Source organism: Comamonas sp. 14P8.1.4 (assembly GCF_057799285.1).
Genome location: NZ_JBYOKN010000001.1, coordinates 256,729 through 272,254 on the forward strand (window position 1 = coordinate 256,729; position 15,526 = coordinate 272,254).

At 59.2% G+C, this 15,526-nt stretch carries 13 protein-coding genes; 4 read left to right on the plus strand and 9 right to left on the minus strand.

What is annotated here, in order from left to right:
* Window positions 1-35 precede the first annotated feature (35 nt).
* Both glmU and AC27VO_RS01245 read left to right on the plus strand, forming a co-directional pair.
* Window positions 36-1,472, plus strand: coding sequence for a bifunctional UDP-N-acetylglucosamine diphosphorylase/glucosamine-1-phosphate N-acetyltransferase GlmU (gene glmU, locus AC27VO_RS01240; protein ID WP_488664889.1), 1,437 nt, complete (start codon window positions 36-38; stop codon window positions 1,470-1,472).
* A gap of 19 nt (window positions 1,473-1,491) precedes the next feature.
* Window positions 1,492-2,277, plus strand: coding sequence for a sensor histidine kinase (locus AC27VO_RS01245; RefSeq protein WP_488664890.1), 786 nt, complete (start codon window positions 1,492-1,494; stop codon window positions 2,275-2,277).
* 67 nt (window positions 2,278-2,344) lie between these two features.
* Here AC27VO_RS01245 and AC27VO_RS01250 read toward each other — a convergent pair whose 3' ends face one another.
* Window positions 2,345-2,866, minus strand: coding sequence for an Lrp/AsnC family transcriptional regulator (locus AC27VO_RS01250; protein WP_488664891.1), 522 nt, complete (start codon window positions 2,864-2,866; stop codon window positions 2,345-2,347).
* Between the two features lie 132 nt (window positions 2,867-2,998).
* On the opposite strand from AC27VO_RS01250, the gene glmS reads away from it, so the two are divergent.
* Window positions 2,999-4,897 (plus strand): glutamine--fructose-6-phosphate transaminase (isomerizing), encoded by a 1,899-nt coding sequence (gene glmS / locus AC27VO_RS01255; RefSeq protein WP_488664892.1) that lies wholly within the window; start codon window positions 2,999-3,001, stop codon window positions 4,895-4,897.
* A gap of 162 nt (window positions 4,898-5,059) precedes the next feature.
* Here glmS and AC27VO_RS01260 read toward each other — a convergent pair whose 3' ends face one another.
* The 3 genes from AC27VO_RS01260 to AC27VO_RS01270 form a co-directional block, all read right to left on the minus strand.
* Window positions 5,060-6,085 carry a methionine synthase gene (locus tag AC27VO_RS01260; protein ID WP_488664893.1) on the minus strand — a complete coding sequence of 342 codons (1,026 nt, stop codon included), beginning with the start codon at window positions 6,083-6,085 and terminating at the stop codon, window positions 5,060-5,062.
* Window positions 6,086-6,158: 73 nt separating this feature from the next.
* Window positions 6,159-6,740, minus strand: coding sequence for an FMN reductase (gene msuE, locus AC27VO_RS01265; protein ID WP_488665508.1), 582 nt, complete (start codon window positions 6,738-6,740; stop codon window positions 6,159-6,161).
* A gap of 52 nt (window positions 6,741-6,792) precedes the next feature.
* Window positions 6,793-7,776, minus strand: coding sequence for a putative oxygenase MesX (locus AC27VO_RS01270; protein WP_488665509.1), 984 nt, complete (start codon window positions 7,774-7,776; stop codon window positions 6,793-6,795).
* A 214-nt stretch (window positions 7,777-7,990) separates the two neighbouring features.
* Between AC27VO_RS01270 and AC27VO_RS01275 the strand changes: the two genes are divergently transcribed.
* Window positions 7,991-8,917, plus strand: coding sequence for a LysR family transcriptional regulator (locus AC27VO_RS01275; RefSeq protein WP_488665510.1), 927 nt, complete (start codon window positions 7,991-7,993; stop codon window positions 8,915-8,917).
* A 54-nt stretch (window positions 8,918-8,971) separates the two neighbouring features.
* Here the strand turns inward: AC27VO_RS01275 and AC27VO_RS01280 are convergent, their stop codons facing one another.
* The 5 genes from AC27VO_RS01280 to prpC form a co-directional block, all read right to left on the minus strand.
* Window positions 8,972-9,832 (minus strand): isocitrate lyase/PEP mutase family protein, encoded by an 861-nt coding sequence (locus AC27VO_RS01280; RefSeq protein ID WP_488664894.1) that lies wholly within the window; start codon window positions 9,830-9,832, stop codon window positions 8,972-8,974.
* Between the two features lie 67 nt (window positions 9,833-9,899).
* A complete protein-coding gene (gene prpF, locus AC27VO_RS01285; protein ID WP_488664895.1) occupies window positions 9,900-11,108 on the minus strand; it encodes a 2-methylaconitate cis-trans isomerase PrpF in 1,209 nt (402 codons plus the stop codon).
* A 71-nt stretch (window positions 11,109-11,179) separates the two neighbouring features.
* Window positions 11,180-13,810, minus strand: a complete 2,631-nt coding sequence (gene acnD, locus AC27VO_RS01290; RefSeq protein ID WP_488664896.1) for a Fe/S-dependent 2-methylisocitrate dehydratase AcnD — start codon at window positions 13,808-13,810, stop codon at window positions 11,180-11,182.
* A gap of 20 nt (window positions 13,811-13,830) precedes the next feature.
* Window positions 13,831-14,268, minus strand: coding sequence for a GntR family transcriptional regulator (locus AC27VO_RS01295; protein ID WP_488664897.1), 438 nt, complete (start codon window positions 14,266-14,268; stop codon window positions 13,831-13,833).
* Between the two features lie 21 nt (window positions 14,269-14,289).
* Window positions 14,290-15,477, minus strand: coding sequence for a bifunctional 2-methylcitrate synthase/citrate synthase (prpC, locus tag AC27VO_RS01300; protein WP_488664898.1), 1,188 nt, complete (start codon window positions 15,475-15,477; stop codon window positions 14,290-14,292).
* Window positions 15,478-15,526 lie beyond the last annotated feature (49 nt).

Here is a 15,526-nt window from a genome sequence, read left to right on the forward strand (position 1 = left end):
CGCCAGCGTTGGCTGGCCCCAACACTGGTTTTTTTATGTCTCAGAACGCACTTCCTCTTGATATCGTCGTCATGGCTGCCGGCAAGGGCACCCGCATGAAAAGCCGCACCCCCAAGGTGCTGCAGAAACTGGCGGGGCGTGCACTGCTGCAGCATGTGCTGGATACGGCGGCGCAGTTGCAGGCCCGCTCGGCCGTGGTGATTACCGGCCACGGTGCGCAAGAGGTGGAGACGGCCATTGCCCAGGGCCGCAGCGCCCAGGCGCTGGAGCTGAAATTTGTGCGCCAGGAGCCCCAGCTGGGCACTGGCCACGCCGTGCAGCAGGCGGTGCCTGCGCTGGCCGATGACGGCATGGTCATCGTGCTTTCGGGCGATGTGCCACTGACGCAGGCGCAAACGCTGCAGGATCTGGTGTCGGCGGCAGACAACCGCCGCATGGCGCTGCTGACCGTGACTTTGGACAACCCCACGGGCTACGGCCGCATCGTGCGCAATGCGCAGGGAACGGTGCAACGCATCGTGGAGCAAAAAGATGCGAATGATGCCGAGCGCGCCATCACCGAGATTTACAGCGGCATCATGGCCGTGCCTGCCAAGCAGCTGTCGCAATGGCTGTCCCAACTGAACAACAACAACGCCCAGGGCGAGTACTACCTGACCGACATCGTCGCCATGGCGGTGGCCGATGGTGTGGATGTGGTGGCCCACCGCATCACCGATGCGGTGCAGGTGGCGGGCGTGAACAGCCCGCTGCAGCTGGCGGAGCTGGAGCGGGCCCACCAGCAGCGCCAGGCGCTGGTGCTGATGGAACAGGGCATTCGCCTGGCCGATCCGGCCCGTTTTGATGTGCGCGACGATGTGCGTGGCAACGCCGCGCAACTGCTGTGCGCACAGGATGTGGAAATTGATGTCGGTTGCATCTTCACCGGCAAGGTTGAGTTGGGTGAGGGCGTGCACATTGGCGCGTACTGCCACATCAGCAACGCCGTGATTGCCGCAGGCGCAGTCATTCACTCGTTCACGCACATCGATGGTGAAAAACTGGGTGCCAGCGTGGGCGAAGGCGCACTGATTGGCCCGTTTGCCCGCTTGCGTCCTGGCGCGCAGCTGGGCAAGGAAGTTCACATCGGCAACTTTGTCGAGGTGAAGAATTCCACCCTGGCCGATGGTGCCAAGGCCAACCATCTGGCGTACCTGGGCGATGCCACGGTGGGTGAGCGCGTGAATTACGGCGCGGGTTCGATCACTGCCAACTACGACGGTGCCAACAAGCACCGCACCGTGATTGAGGCCGATGTGCATGTGGGCAGCAACTGCGTGCTGGTGGCCCCTGTCACGCTGGGTGCCGGTGGCACGGTGGGCGGTGGCTCCACCATCACCAAGAGCACCGAGCCCGGCGCTTTGAGCGTGGCGCGCGGCAAGCAGGTGTCGATTGCCAATTGGCAGCGCCCTGCCAAGCAAGCTAAGGCCTGAAGCGCCAGTGACGCAGCCCATGTCCATGTCCACCCCGGTGCCTGCAACGCTCGAAGCCGCCCAGGCGCTGATCGCGCAGCAGCAGATAGAAATTGCCCGCTTGCACAGTGCGCACGAAGCATGGATGCGCGCCGTTGCGCATGACTTGCGTGCACCGCTGCGGCATGTGGTGTCTTTTGCGCCCTTGCTCCAAGAGTCGGTGCAGGCGCTGGTCGCGGCAGCGCCGCAGGCGACAGAGGCGGCCGAAGACGCCCATGAGTTTGTGACCACCATGGAGCAATCGGCTCGCAAGATGAGCGCGATGCTGGATGGTCTGGCCCATATTTCACGCGCCGCACGTGCTCCTTTGCACCTGGAGGTGCTGGACTGGGTGGCGCTGCTGCAACCCCTGGTGCAGACCTTGCAGGCGCAGCACCCGCAGGTGGTGTGGGAGTTGCCAGCGCAGCCCGTATGGGTGCTGGCTGATGCCGAGGGGCTGCGTAGCGCCATGCAGGCGGTGCTGGGTAATGCGGTAAAGTTCTCTGCCCGCCAAGCGCAGCCGACGGTGCGGGTGTTTGCCCAGCCGCTGGCGGAAGGTGGCTGGCGTCTGGCCGTGCAAGACAACGGGGTGGGTTTTGACGACAGTCGTACCCATCAGCTGGGGGCGCTGTTTCAACGCATGCACCGCGAGAGCGAGTTTGACGGCGTGGGCTGCGGCCTGCCGCTGGTGCAGACCATTGCAGAGCGTCATGGGGCACGCTGGCATGTGCAGGCCCAACCGCAGGCTGGGTGCACGTTGTGCCTGGATTGGCCAGCGGCAGCCTGATTTGCAGTTTTAGATCAATAGTGCCTGAAACGCTTATCTGGCAAGCGCTGGTAGCTATATTTTCTTCTTACGATGCACTCAAGGCACCAGCCAGGCGTGGCAGGTGGGGACTGAATTTGGCGCGCTTGGTGGCAAAAAATGTTTTCACATTGCGCACATTGCGCTGCGCGGTGAACAACTGCTGCGACAGCGCTAGATAGGCAGGCATATCGCGGCAGGCCACGACCAGCATGAAGTCGGGCCCGGGCGAGACGCGCCAGCATTGCTGCACGGCATCTTCTGCTACAGCCTGTGCTTCGAAGTCATCCAGCGCTTCGGCGTGCTGGCGCTCCAGCGTTACTTCCACCACCGCTTGCAGCCCGTGTCCTACCAGTGGGGCCAGGGCCTCGGGCCGCACAATGGCGACCTGGCGCTCCACCAAGCCCAGGCTGTGCAGGCGGCGTATGCGCCGCAGGCAGGTGGGGGGGGAGATGTGCAACTGCTCCGCCAGCGCCACATTGCTTTGTCCCGCATCGCGCTGCAGCAGGTCCAGCAGTTGCAAGTCGGTGTTGTCCAGGCTGGATTCGGCGGTGTTAATTTCAGATTTCATTTGTATTTGAAATTTAATTTCACAATTAATTTTGTGTGAAATTAAATTTCTTGAAATATGGAAAATAGATCATAAATTTTATTTTCTAGCTTTTAGCATCGCTGCAGTTTCAATCTTTTTGGAGTTCCGCCTATGTGTGGCATCGTTGGCGCAGTTTCCACGCGCAATATCGTTCCTTTGCTGGTGCAGGGCCTGCAGCGCCTGGAATACCGTGGCTATGACTCCTGTGGCGTGGCCGTGCACCGCATGGTGGCGGGCACCCCCATTAGCCAAGGCTTGCAGCGTGCGCGCAGCACCGCCCGCGTGGCCGAGTTGCTGGAGCAAGTCACCACCGATGATCTGCAAGGCCTGACCGGTATCGCCCACACCCGCTGGGCCACGCACGGCGAGCCAGCGGTGCGCAACGCCCACCCACACTTCAGCTACGGCCCCGGCGAGACGGTGGACAGCGGCAAGCCCGCCCGTGTGGCGCTGGTGCACAACGGCATCATTGAAAACTACGAAGCCCTGCGCGCAGACTTGCAAGCCAAGGGCTACATCTTTGCCAGCCAGACGGATACGGAAGTGATCTGCCATCTGGTAGACAGCCTGTACAACGGTGATTTGTTTGATGCCGTCAAGGCCGCGCGTGCACAGCTGCACGGCGCTTACGCCATTGCGGTGATGCACAAGGACGAGCCGCACCGTGTGGTGGGTGGTCGTGCGGGCTCACCCTTGGTGTTGGGCGTGGGCCAAGACAACAGCGAATTCTTCCTGGCCTCGGACGCCATGGCCATTGCCGGTGTGACTGACCAGATCGTGTACCTGGAAGAGGGTGATCTGGTGGACTTGCAGCCCGGTCGCTACTGGATTGCCGGTAAAGACGGCCACGCCGTGCTGCCCGAGCAGCGCCCCGTCAAAACCGTGCACGCCCACAGCGGTGCAGTGGAGTTAGGCCCTTACCGCCACTACATGCAAAAGGAAATCTTTGAGCAACCCCGTGCGATTGGCGACACGCTGGAAGGCATCGTCAACATTGCACCCGAATTGTTTGATGGTGCAGATGGCACTGCCGCCTGGCGTGTGTTCAAGGAAATCGACAACGTCTTGATCTTGGCCTGCGGCACCAGCTACTACAGCGGCTGCACGGCCAAGTACTGGCTGGAGAGCATTGCGGGCATCCCTTGCAATGTGGAAGTGGCCAGCGAATACCGCTACCGCACCAGCGTGCCCAATCCCAAGACACTGGTGGTCACCATCAGCCAGTCGGGTGAGACGGCGGACACGCTGGCTGCGCTGCGCCATGCGCAGAGCCTGGGCATGGCCAACACGCTGACGATCTGTAATGTGGCCACCAGTGCCATGGTGCGCGAGTGCAAGCTGGCCTACATCACCCGCGCAGGTGTTGAAATTGGTGTGGCATCCACCAAGGCATTCACAACGCAGCTGGCTGGTCTGTTCTTATTGACCTTGGCACTGGCCCAATCCAAGGGCAAGCTGACGGAAGCGCAAGAGCAGGAATACCTGAGTGCCATGCGCCACTTGCCTGTGGCCTTGCAATCGGTGTTGGCGCTGGAGCCGCAAGTGGTCAGTTGGGCAGAGAACTTTGCCAAGCACCAAAACGCCTTGTTTTTGGGGCGCGGCATGCACTATCCGATTGCGATGGAAGGTGCGCTCAAGCTCAAAGAGATTACCTATATCCACGCCGAGGCTTACCCCGCAGGTGAACTCAAGCACGGCCCCTTGGCGTTGGTGGACAACACCATGCCTGTGGTCACCGTGGCACCCAATGACGAGCTGCTGGAAAAGCTCAAAAGCAATATGCAAGAGGTGCGTGCGCGCGGTGGTGTGCTGTATGTGCTGGCCGATGCCAAGACCAACATTGAAAATGCCGAGGGTATGCACGTGATTCGCATGCCTGAAAACTATGGTGCGCTCAGCCCCATCTTGCACGTGGTGCCGCTGCAGTTGTTGAGCTATCACACCGCCGTGGCGCGTGGTACCGATGTGGATAAGCCCCGTAACCTGGCCAAATCGGTGACCGTGGAGTAAGTAAAGCGTTATCGTTGCTTGCAATATCTCAACGTGAAGCTTTACAGCATGGCTTTGCATGCAATGAAAAAAGCGCTCCATTGGAGCGCTTTTTGTTTGGGTGGCTAGTTAGCTTGTGAGTGTTTGAATTCGGCAGCAGCCGAGAGCGATGAGCGCTATGCCTCACTCCTGCGCTAGGCGCTGCTTCGCCAGCTGTGTACCCGCTGCCAGTGCCTTAAGTTTGCGCCAGGCTACGTTGCGGTCCATGGGGGCCAGGCCGCAGTTGGTGCACGGGAACAGGCGGTCTTGGGGCACAAACTCCAGTGCACGGCCAATGGTGTCTGCAACTTGCTCTGGGGTCTCGACCACATCGCTGGCCACATCGATCACGCCGACCAGTACGTCCTTGTCTGTCAGCAGTTTCATCAAGTCGGGTGGCACGTGCGAGTGGATGCATTCCAGGCTGACTTGGTGGATGCTGCTCTTGGCCAGTGCGGGGAACACTGTCTCGTACTGGCGCCATTCATCGCCCAGCGTGCTCTTCCAGTCGGTATTGGCCTTGATGCCGTAGCCATAGCAAATGTGCACGGCCGTTGTGCAGTTCAAGCCTTGCACCGCACGCTCGAGCGCCTGCACGCCCCAGTCGACGGCGTCTTTCATGTAGACGTTGAATGCAGGTTCATCGAACTGGATGATGTCCACGCCATCGGCCTGCAGCGCCAGCGCCTCCTGGTTGAGTAGTTCGGCAAAGGCAAAGGCCATCTTGACCTTGTCACCGTAAAAGCGGTCGGCCACGGTGTCGATGATGGTCATGGGGCCGGGCAGGGTGAACTTCAGCGTTTTCTTGGTGTGCGCACGCGCCAGCTGGGCTTCAAAGCCATGCACACGGCCTTTGAGGCGCAGGGCCGAGACCACCTGCGGCACCATGGCGTCGTAGCGGTTGTTGCGGATGCCCATGGTCACTTTGTTCTCGAAGTCAATGCCTTCGACCTGCTCCAGAAAGCCGTGCACAAAGTGCTGGCGTGACTGCTCGCCGTCACAGACGATGTCTAGGCCCGCGTCTTCCTGCGCCTTGATCCACAGCAGGGTGGCGTCGGCCTTGGCCTGCAGCAGGGCATCACCCTCGGCCTTCCATTGGGGCCAGAGTTTGTTGGTTTCTGCCAGCCATTCGGGTTTGGGCAGGCTGCCTGCAATAGATGTTTCAAACATCGGTGTTCCTTTAAAAAAATCGGGGCACTCAGCGCCAGGCGGCATGCCTGTACGGTGAGTGCGATTGGAGCGCTTAGGCGGCCACTGCTTCGAGGTCAGCGCAAGCCGACTCGCGGCATGTCAGCTCGATCATTGGCAAGGCCTTTTCAACGGCTAGCCGGGATCGCTCAAGCAAGGCTTCATTGCGAAGGCAGCCGTCTGCAAAATCACTGTCCGTCGCATAAACGCCCAAAGGCAGAGTGCGCGTTTGAAAAAAGCTGAATAAAGGGCGCAACTGGTGATCAATCATCAAAGCGTGACGATGACTACCGCCCGTGGCTGCCAGCAAGATGGGCTTGTCGATCAGTGCATCCTGATCAATCAAGTCAAAAAAATGCTTGAACATGCCTGTGTACGAGCCCCGAAAGACAGGGGTCACCACAATCAGAATGTCCGCCTGCTCCACAGCAGCAAGCTCCTGCTCCACCACGTCAGGCAATTGCGTGCGGAATGTCGCGCCTGCCAACTGCGGGACACGTTGACCGATGGTGACCAGGCGTACATCGCACGGCACCAACTTGGCAACCAGGCTGAGCAGATGGTTTGCCAGAACCGTGGACTTGGAGCTTTGCTGCAGCCCGCCAGAGACGGCAACTAAATGCAGTGGCCGCATGATTTTGCTTTCATGAAATTTCATCCAACAATCTCATTCATGAGATGTGCAGCCATCAAATATGGACATTCGCCGACCATTGCGCGAGCACTTTTTGGTAGGGCTTAATAAACCATTCTTCTGTCAGCTTGCCCTGGCTCACTGCCAATTGGTTACGTTCTTCGCGATCGTAGAAAATCTGTGTCAATGAATGGTCGGTATTCTTCAAGTTCGGTTGAAAACGAATGGCCGCTGGTGCATTGGCGTTATAAATCTCTGGACGATAAATTTTCTGGAATGTTTCCATGACGCTAATGGCGGCAATTATTTCCAGATTTGCATAATCTGCCAATAGGTCACCAATGAAATAAAACGCCAGTGGTGCAACACTGTTTTTAGGCATGAAGTAGCGAACTTTCAAACCCATTTTGTCGAAGTAATTATCGGTAATGGATGGCTGATCTTGCGCATACTCAATACCCAGCACAGGGTGGGTGACACCGGTTTGGTAATAGGTTTTTCCTGCAGCAATGCTCAAACAGATCAGCGGGCTATTTTTGAAATTTTCTTTGTAAACGTTCGAGTCGAGGAAGTGCTTGAACAGCTTGCCATGCAATTCGCCAAATCCCTCTGGCTCGCTAAATTGCGTTTTATTTTCGTTATGTTTTTTCAGTACAACGCTGAAATCATAGTCGCGAACGTAGGAAGAAAAGCTGTTGCCGCCGCTTCCTTCAATGTGCTTGCCTGTTTGATTGTCAAAAATATTTGTTTTCAACGTTTCAATCAATGGGAGCTGATTCTTTAGCGTTTCCCCATTGATTTTCATGTCGGCAGAGATGATCTCCAATTCAATTGCATAGCGATCTCCATTGGGATTATCCCAATGGGCCAGGCTATTGAACCGATTGTTCATCATCTTGATGGTGCGTCGCAAATTTTCTTTGCGATTTTCGCCGCGCGCCAAGTTGGCGAAATTGGTGGTCAGACGCGTCTTCTCAGAGGGTTGATAGTCCTCATTGAAGATGAATCGATCAATGCTGAACGTAAATTCGGGGCACACGGAGCTATTGCTCGCAGCATCAATACCGGCAGGGGAGAGAGGGCGACTCAGAGACATACAAACCTTCAAAAGCAAAGCACCACGACCTGAGCTGGGCGGTGCCTAGGAATGCATGAATGCTATGAAAATTGAATCTTGAAGTAAAACGAGAATTTTTCAGAGTAACTTGAGGTAAGCTAATGTTGTTGCGTTTTCACACCCCAGAACTGCTGTGATCCTGTCCCCGTTTTTAGAGCTGCGTCACCTACGGACACTCTCTGCCCTGCATGAAACCGGCAACTTGGCCCGTGCTGCGCAGTTGCTGAATGTCACCCAATCGGCTCTTTCCCATCAGATCAAATTTCTGGAAGAGCGCTATGGCAGCCCCTTGTTCGAGCGCAAGTCCACCCCCCTGAAATTCAGCGCCATTGGCGAACGCATCCTAGAGCTGGGAACCAAAATCCTGCCCGAGGTGGAGCAAGCCGAGCGTGATTTGCTGCGCTTATCGCAAGGAGGGGGTGGCACGCTACGCATTGTGGTGGAGTGTCATACCTGCTTTGACTGGCTGATGCCTGCCATGGATGTGTTCCGCCAGCGTTGGCCTGATGTGGAGCTGGACATCGTCTCTGGCTTTCACCCCGACCCGGTGGCTCTCATTTTGCAAAACCGAGCAGAAGTCGCCATCGTGGGGGAGCCCGATGACAACGACCCCGTGGTCTACCACCCACTGTTTCGCTATGAAATGCTGGCGCTGGTAGCCAAGCACCACCAACTGGCGGAGCGCAGCTACCTGGAGGCGCAGGACTTTGCGGATGAAGTGCTGATCAGCTACCCGATTCCAGATGACATGCTGGACATCATGCGGCAAGTGCTGGTGCCTGCCGGAGTCACCCCCGCAGGCCGTCGCACCAGTGAGCTGACCGTGGCGATGCTGCAATTGGTCGCCAGTGGCCGCGGTATTGCCACCTTACCGATGTGGACGGTGCAAAGCTATCTGGACAAAGGCTATGTCATCGCCAAGCCAGTGAACAAACAAGGACTGCACGCCCACTTGTACATGGCCAGCACACCAGAAGTGGGGCAACGCCCATGGATGGCTGATTTTGTGCGTATTACCCGCGAAAGCACATTCAAAACACTACCGGGGATCGAACTGCTGTAGACCTGCTGCGACCATGCGGTGGTCGCTTCAGGCCTCAGAACCTATGGCTGGAAATCAGGAATAGCGCTTTTCCAGCGCATCCCAGAAATCCTTGTTCACCAGACGCTGGCGTTCCAAGAACGGAGCCACGATGGCGGGGTCTTCATCCACCTTGTGCTCGTCACGCAGCAGGGTCAGGCACTTTTGCATGCCGGCCACGGCGCCTTGCAGGGCGGCGTTGGCGTACAGCACAAGGCCAAAACCGAGCTGGCCCAGTTCATCGGCATTGAAGATGGGGGTCTTGCCGCCGATGACCATATTCATCAGCTGCGGGGCTTGCAGCCGCTGGGGCAGGGCGCGCACTTCTTCGGCCTGGGTGACGGCTTCGACAAACAGAATATCGGCTCCGGCTTCCTGAAACAGTTGAGCGCGCTCAATGGCGGCTTCAAAACCGTGGACAGCAGCGGCATCGGTGCGGGCCATGATGAGGGTGCCGCTGTCGCGACGGGCATCGACGGCGGCGCGGATTTTGCCCAGCATCTCGCTGGTTTCAATGACTTGCTTGCCGTTGAAGTGGCCGCAGCGCTTGGGACTGACCTGGTCTTCGAGCTGAATACAGTCGGCTCCGGCGCGCTCCAGCGTGCGCACGGCGTGGTAGGTGTTGACGGCGTTGCCAAAGCCGGTGTCGGCATCGACCAGCAGTGGCACTTCCACGGCGTCGCGAATGCGGGCGGTGTGGTCGGCGATATCGGTCAGGCCCATAAAGCCTTGGTCGGGCATGCCAAACCACATATTGGTCACGCCTGCGCCAGTGATGTAAATGGCTTCAAAACCAAGGTCTTCCACCAGTTTGGCGGACATGGCATTGAATGCACCGGGCACGATGACGCCACGGCGTGCGTCGGCCAGGGCTTTGAGTTTTTGCTTGGGGTTCATGATGTGTATCTATTAATTTAACAGCGGCTAGCGCTTATGTATCAAGCGATAAAGCCTGTTTTGATTGTTATTTGGCGTCCAGCACCAAGGCAGGCACGCGTACTGCGCCTTCCATCAGAATGCGCGCGCTGCGGCTCATTAGGGCCTTGGTGACTTGCCATTGGCCGTCCACGAGTTGCGCCTCGGCACCCACACGCAGCGTGCCGCTGGGGTGGCCAAAGCGCACGGCATGTCGCTCGCCGCCACCTGCTGCTAGATTGACCAGCGTGCCGTGGATGGCGGCAGCCGTGCCGATGGCCACGGCAGCGGTGCCCATCATGGCGTGGTGCAGCTTGCCCATGGACAGGGCGCGCACCACCAAGTCGATCTCAGCGGCGGCTACGGCCTTGCCGCTGGATGCCGTATAGCTTTGGGCCGGTGCCATAAAGGCGATCTTGGGCGTGTGCTGGCGTGTGGCGGCTTCGCTCAGGTTTTGGATCAAGCCCATGCGCAGCGCACCATGCGCGCGAATCGTCTCGAATCGGGCCAGGGCTGCGTCATCGTTGTTGATGGCGTCTTGCAACTCGCAGCCGGTGTAGCCCAGATCTTGCGCCTTGAGGAAGATGGTGGGAATGCCTGCGTTGATCATGGTCACTGCAAAGCGGCCGATACCGGGTACTTCGAGTTGATCGACCAGATTGCCGGTGGGGAACATGGCGCCGCCGTCCTCACCATCGTCGGCTGGGTCCAGAAATTCCAGTGCCACTTCGGCGGCGGCGAACGTCACGCCGTCCAGTTCAAAGTCACCGGTTTCCTGCACTTGGCCGTCGGTGATCGGCACATGGGCCACGATGGTCTTGCCAATATTGGCTTGCCAGATGCGGATGGTCGCAGTGCCGTTGTGTGGAATCTTGGCGGCATCGATCAAGCCCATGTGAATGGCACAGGGGCCGACGGCAGCGCTCAGGTTGCCGCAGTTGCCGCTCCAGTCCACAAAGGCCTTGTCGATGGCGACCTGGCCAAACAGATAGTCCACATCGTGGTCGGCACGCGAGCTCTTGCTGAGGATCACGCCTTTGCTGGTGGACGATGAGGCATTACCCATGCCGTCGATTTGCTTGCCATAGGGGTCGGGGCTGCCCAGGGTGCGCAGAAAAATCGCATCGCGCACAGGGCCAGGCTGCTGGGCGGCTGCAGGCAAATCCTGCAGTTGGAAGAACACACCTTTGCTGGTGCCGCCACGCAGATAGGTGGCCGGAATCTTGATTTGCGGTGCAAACCGCTGGTTGTCGCTCATGGTTGTCTCAGGCGTTAGGGTCGTTATCCAAGAGTGGGTAGCTATCATCTTTTGATAGCTACCCATGCTGATTACAACTGGGCTTCAAGCTCTTTTTGTTCAGAGTTTTCCGCTAGGAAGTCCTGGGCGAAGCGTTGCAGCACGCCGCCGGCTTCGTAAATGCTGACTTCTTCTGCGGTATCCAGGCGGCAAGTCACGGGCACTTCAGTGCGCGCACCGGTGGTGCGGTAGATGTGCAGCGTCAGCTCGGCACGGGGTTTGCGCTTGCCAATCACGTCAAAGGCCTCGGTGCCATCCAGCCCCAGTGTGTGGCGCGTGGTGCCGGGCAGGAATTCCAGCGGCAGCACGCCCATGCCGATCAGATTGGTGCGGTGAATGCGCTCAAAGCCTTCGGCCGCAATCGCTTCCACACCGGCCAGACGCACACCCTTGGCTGCCCAGTCGCGGCTGGAGCCCTGGCCGTAGTCCGCGCCGGCAATGATGATCAAGGGCTGCTTGCGCTGCATATAGGTCTCGATGGCCTCCCACATGCGCATGACCTTGCCCTCAGGCTCCACACGAGCCAGCGAGCCTTGCTGCACGCTGCCATCAGCCTTGACCACCATTTCATTGAAGAGCTTGGGGTTGGCAAAGGTGGCGCGTTGGGCTGTGAGGTGGTCACCCCGGTGGGTGGCGTAGGAGTTGAAGTCCTCCTCGGGCAGGCCCATTTTGTGCAGATACTCGCCGGCGGCCGAGTCCATCATGATGGCGTTCGATGGCGAGAGGTGATCGGTGGTGATGTTGTCCGGCAAGATGGCCAGCGGGCGCATGCCGCGCAGCGTGCGCTCTCCGGCCAATGCGCCTTCCCAGTAGGGCGGGCGGCGGATATAGGTCGATTGCGCGCGCCAGTCATACAGCGCTTTTTCCTTGGCGCCGTTGTCCGCCTGGATGTCGAACATGGGTTCATAGACCGCGCGGAACTGCTCGGGCTTGACGGCCGCTTTGGCCACGGTGTCGATCTCCTCATCGCTGGGCCAGATATCCTTCAGTCGGATTTCGCGACCTTGGTGCACGCCGAGTACATCGTTTTCAATGTCAAAACGAATGGTGCCTGCAATGGCGTAAGCCACGACCAGAGGCGGTGATGCCAGGAAGGCCTGCTTGGCATAGGGATGGATGCGGCCGTCAAAGTTGCGGTTGCCCGAAAGCACGGCCGTGGTGTAGAGGTCGCGGTCAATGATCTCTTGCTGGATCACGGGGGCCAGCGCGCCGCTCATGCCGTTGCAGGTGGTGCAGGCAAAAGCCACCACACCAAAGCCCAGCGCTTCGAGGTCATGCAGCAGGCCGGCTTGCTGCAGGTACAGCGGCACGGTCTTTGAGCCGGGGGCCAGCGAGGACTTGACCCAGGGCTTGCGCGTCAGGCCCAGATTGCGGGCGTTGCGCGCCAGCAGACCGGCAGCGATCACATTGCGCGGGTTGCTGGTGTTGGTGCAGCTGGTGATGGCCGCGATGATGACCGCGCCATCGGGCATCTGACCTTCTTGCTCCGTCCATTCCCCGGCGATGCCCTTGGCAGCCAGATCGCTGGTGGCCAGGCGGGCGTGCGGGTTGGAAGGGCCTGCCATATTGCGCACCACGCTGCTGAGGTCAAACTGCAGCGTTCGGTCATATTGGGCGTTTTGCAGGGTATCGACCCACAGACCCGCTTGCTTGGCATAGGTTTCCACCAACTGAACTTGCGCAGGCTCACGGCCTGTGAGGCGCAGGTAATCGATGGTTTGCTCATCAATGGCAAACATGGCGGCTGTCGCACCATATTCGGGGGCCATATTGGAGATGGTGGCGCGGTCGCCAATCATCAGGCTGCTTGCGCCTTCGCCAAAGAACTCCAGATACGCGCCCACCACTTTTTGCTGGCGCAGGAACTGCGTAAGCGCCAGCACGATGTCGGTGGCGGTAATGCCGCTTTGGCGCTTGCCCGTCAGTTGCACGCCAATGATCTCGGGCAGACGCATCCATGAAGCGCGGCCCAGCATCACGTTTTCCGCTTCCAGACCGCCCACGCCCACGGCGATCACGCCCAGCGCATCGACGTGCGGGGTGTGGCTGTCGGTGCCGACCAAGGTGTCGGGATATGCTTCTCCATTGATAGCATGGATCACTGGGCTCATGCGCTCCAGATTGATCTGGTGCATGATGCCGTTGCCCGGTGGAATCACTTCCACATTCTTGAACGAACGCTTGCACCAGTCGATAAAGTGAAAGCGGTCTTCGTTGCGGCGGTCTTCAATGGCGCGGTTCTTGTCAAAAGCCTCGGGGTCATAGCCGCCACATTCCACGGCCAGCGAATGGTCCACGATCAGCTGCACCGGCACGACCGGGTTCACGGCTGCGGGGTCACCGCCCTGGTCGGCAATCGCATCACGCAGGCCGGCCAGATCGACCAGCGCTGTCTGGCCCAGGATGTCGTGGCAGACCACGCGGGCCGGAAACCATGGGAAGTCCCGCTCGCGCTTGCGCTCGACGATCTGGGTCAGGCATTCGGTGAGGATGGCGGGGTCGCAGCGGCGCACCAGGTTTTCGGCATGCACGCGGCTGGTATAGGGCAGGGTGGCCCAGGCACCGGGCTGAATCGCTTCGACAGCGGCTTGTGCGTCAAAGAAATGCAAGGCCGTGCCGGGCAGGGCTTTGCGGTAGACGTTGTGGGTGTTGTGTGTACGCATTTTTCTAGCTTGTGACAGGCTTAGTCAGCCAAGGCAGCGCTGTGCTGCTCAGACATAGCAGGGGTGTAGGAGGGGCGTGAGCCCAGTGCCAGTTGCAAGCGTGCTTGTGCAATGGCATAGACGCGCTGTGTCAGTTCGGTGCAGGATGTACCGCTCTTGTCTCTGATCTCATTCAGGTGCCGGGCCAGAACTTGGCATAGCTGCAGGGCCTCGGCCTCCTGTGCGGCACTGAGGCACGTCACCGTCATTCCACGGCGAGGTTGTGCTGTGAGCAGACCTTCGTGGCACAGCAGCTTCATGGCCTCGCGCACAGGCGTGCGACTCACGCCAAATTCCAGCGCCAGCGCACCATCGTTGATATCACTGCCTGGCAGCATCTGATGGCTCAGAATGCGCTCGCGCAATTTGTCAGCGATGGCGATACACAGTGAGTGGGCTTGCAGGGGTTGGACAGTCATGGCGTCGTGCAGGTTGAGGCTTTACTGGCGTTCTTCAATCGGCACAAAGCGCAGATCGTCAGGGCCGGTGTAGTTGGCACTGGGGCGGATGATCTTGTTGTCTTGGCGCTGCTCGATGATGTGGGCGGCCCAGCCGCTGGTGCGGGCAATCACGAACAAGGGCGTGAACATGGCAGTGGGCACGCCCATCATGTGGTAGCTGACGGCGCTGAACCAGTCGAGGTTGGGGAACATCTTTTTGACTTCCCACATCACCGATTCCAGACGGGCCGCGATGTCGTACATCTTGGTGCTGCCGGCTTCATCCGACAGTTGCTTGGCCACGCCCTTGATGACCACATTGCGTGGGTCGCTCACGGTGTAGACGGGGTGCCCAAAGCCGATCACGACTTCCTTGGCTTCCACGCGGCGACGGATGTCGGCCTCGGCTTCGGCGGGGTTGTCATAGCGTTTCTGGATTTCAAATGCCACCTCGTTGGCGCCCCCATGCTTGGGGCCGCGCAATGCGCCAATCGCGCCAGTGATGGCGGAGTACATATCGCTGCCCGTGCCTGCGACTACGCGGGCCGTGAAGGTGGAGGCGTTGAATTCGTGCTCTGCGTACAAATTCAGCGAAGTGTGCATAGCGCGCACCCAACTGTCCGAAGGCTTGGCGCCGTGCAGCAGGTGCAGGAAGTGGCCACCGACGGAGTCGTCCTCAGTCTCCACCTCAATGCGGCGCCCCGAGTTGCTGAAGTGGTACCAGTACAGCAGCATGGAGCCGAGCGATGCCATCAAGCGGTCGGCAATGTCGCGGGCGCCGGGTAGGTTGTGGTCGTCCTTCTCGGGCAGGGCGCAACCCAGGGCCGAGACGCCGGTGCGCATCACATCCATGGGGTGGCTGGCGGCGGGCAGTTGCTCCAGTGCCGTCTTTACGCTGGTGGGAAGACCGCGCAGCGCCTTGAGCTTGCTCTTGTAGGCCTTCAGTTCAGCGCGTGTGGGCAGCTTGCCATGCACCAGCAGATGGGCGATTTCTTCAAATTCGCAAACCTCGGCGATGTCCAGAATGTCGTAGCCGCGGTAATGCAGGTCATTACCGGTTTTGCCCACGGTACACAGCGCTGTATTGCCAGCCGTCACTCCTGACAGGGCCACGGATTTTTTGGGCTTGAACGTGCCTGTGGCAGTTGGATGGCTGGCTTGGACGGTGGGTTCGGCCACGATGCTCATATGGGTCTCCTTGGGTAGATATGGGTGGCAATCAAAAGTGTTTACAGAC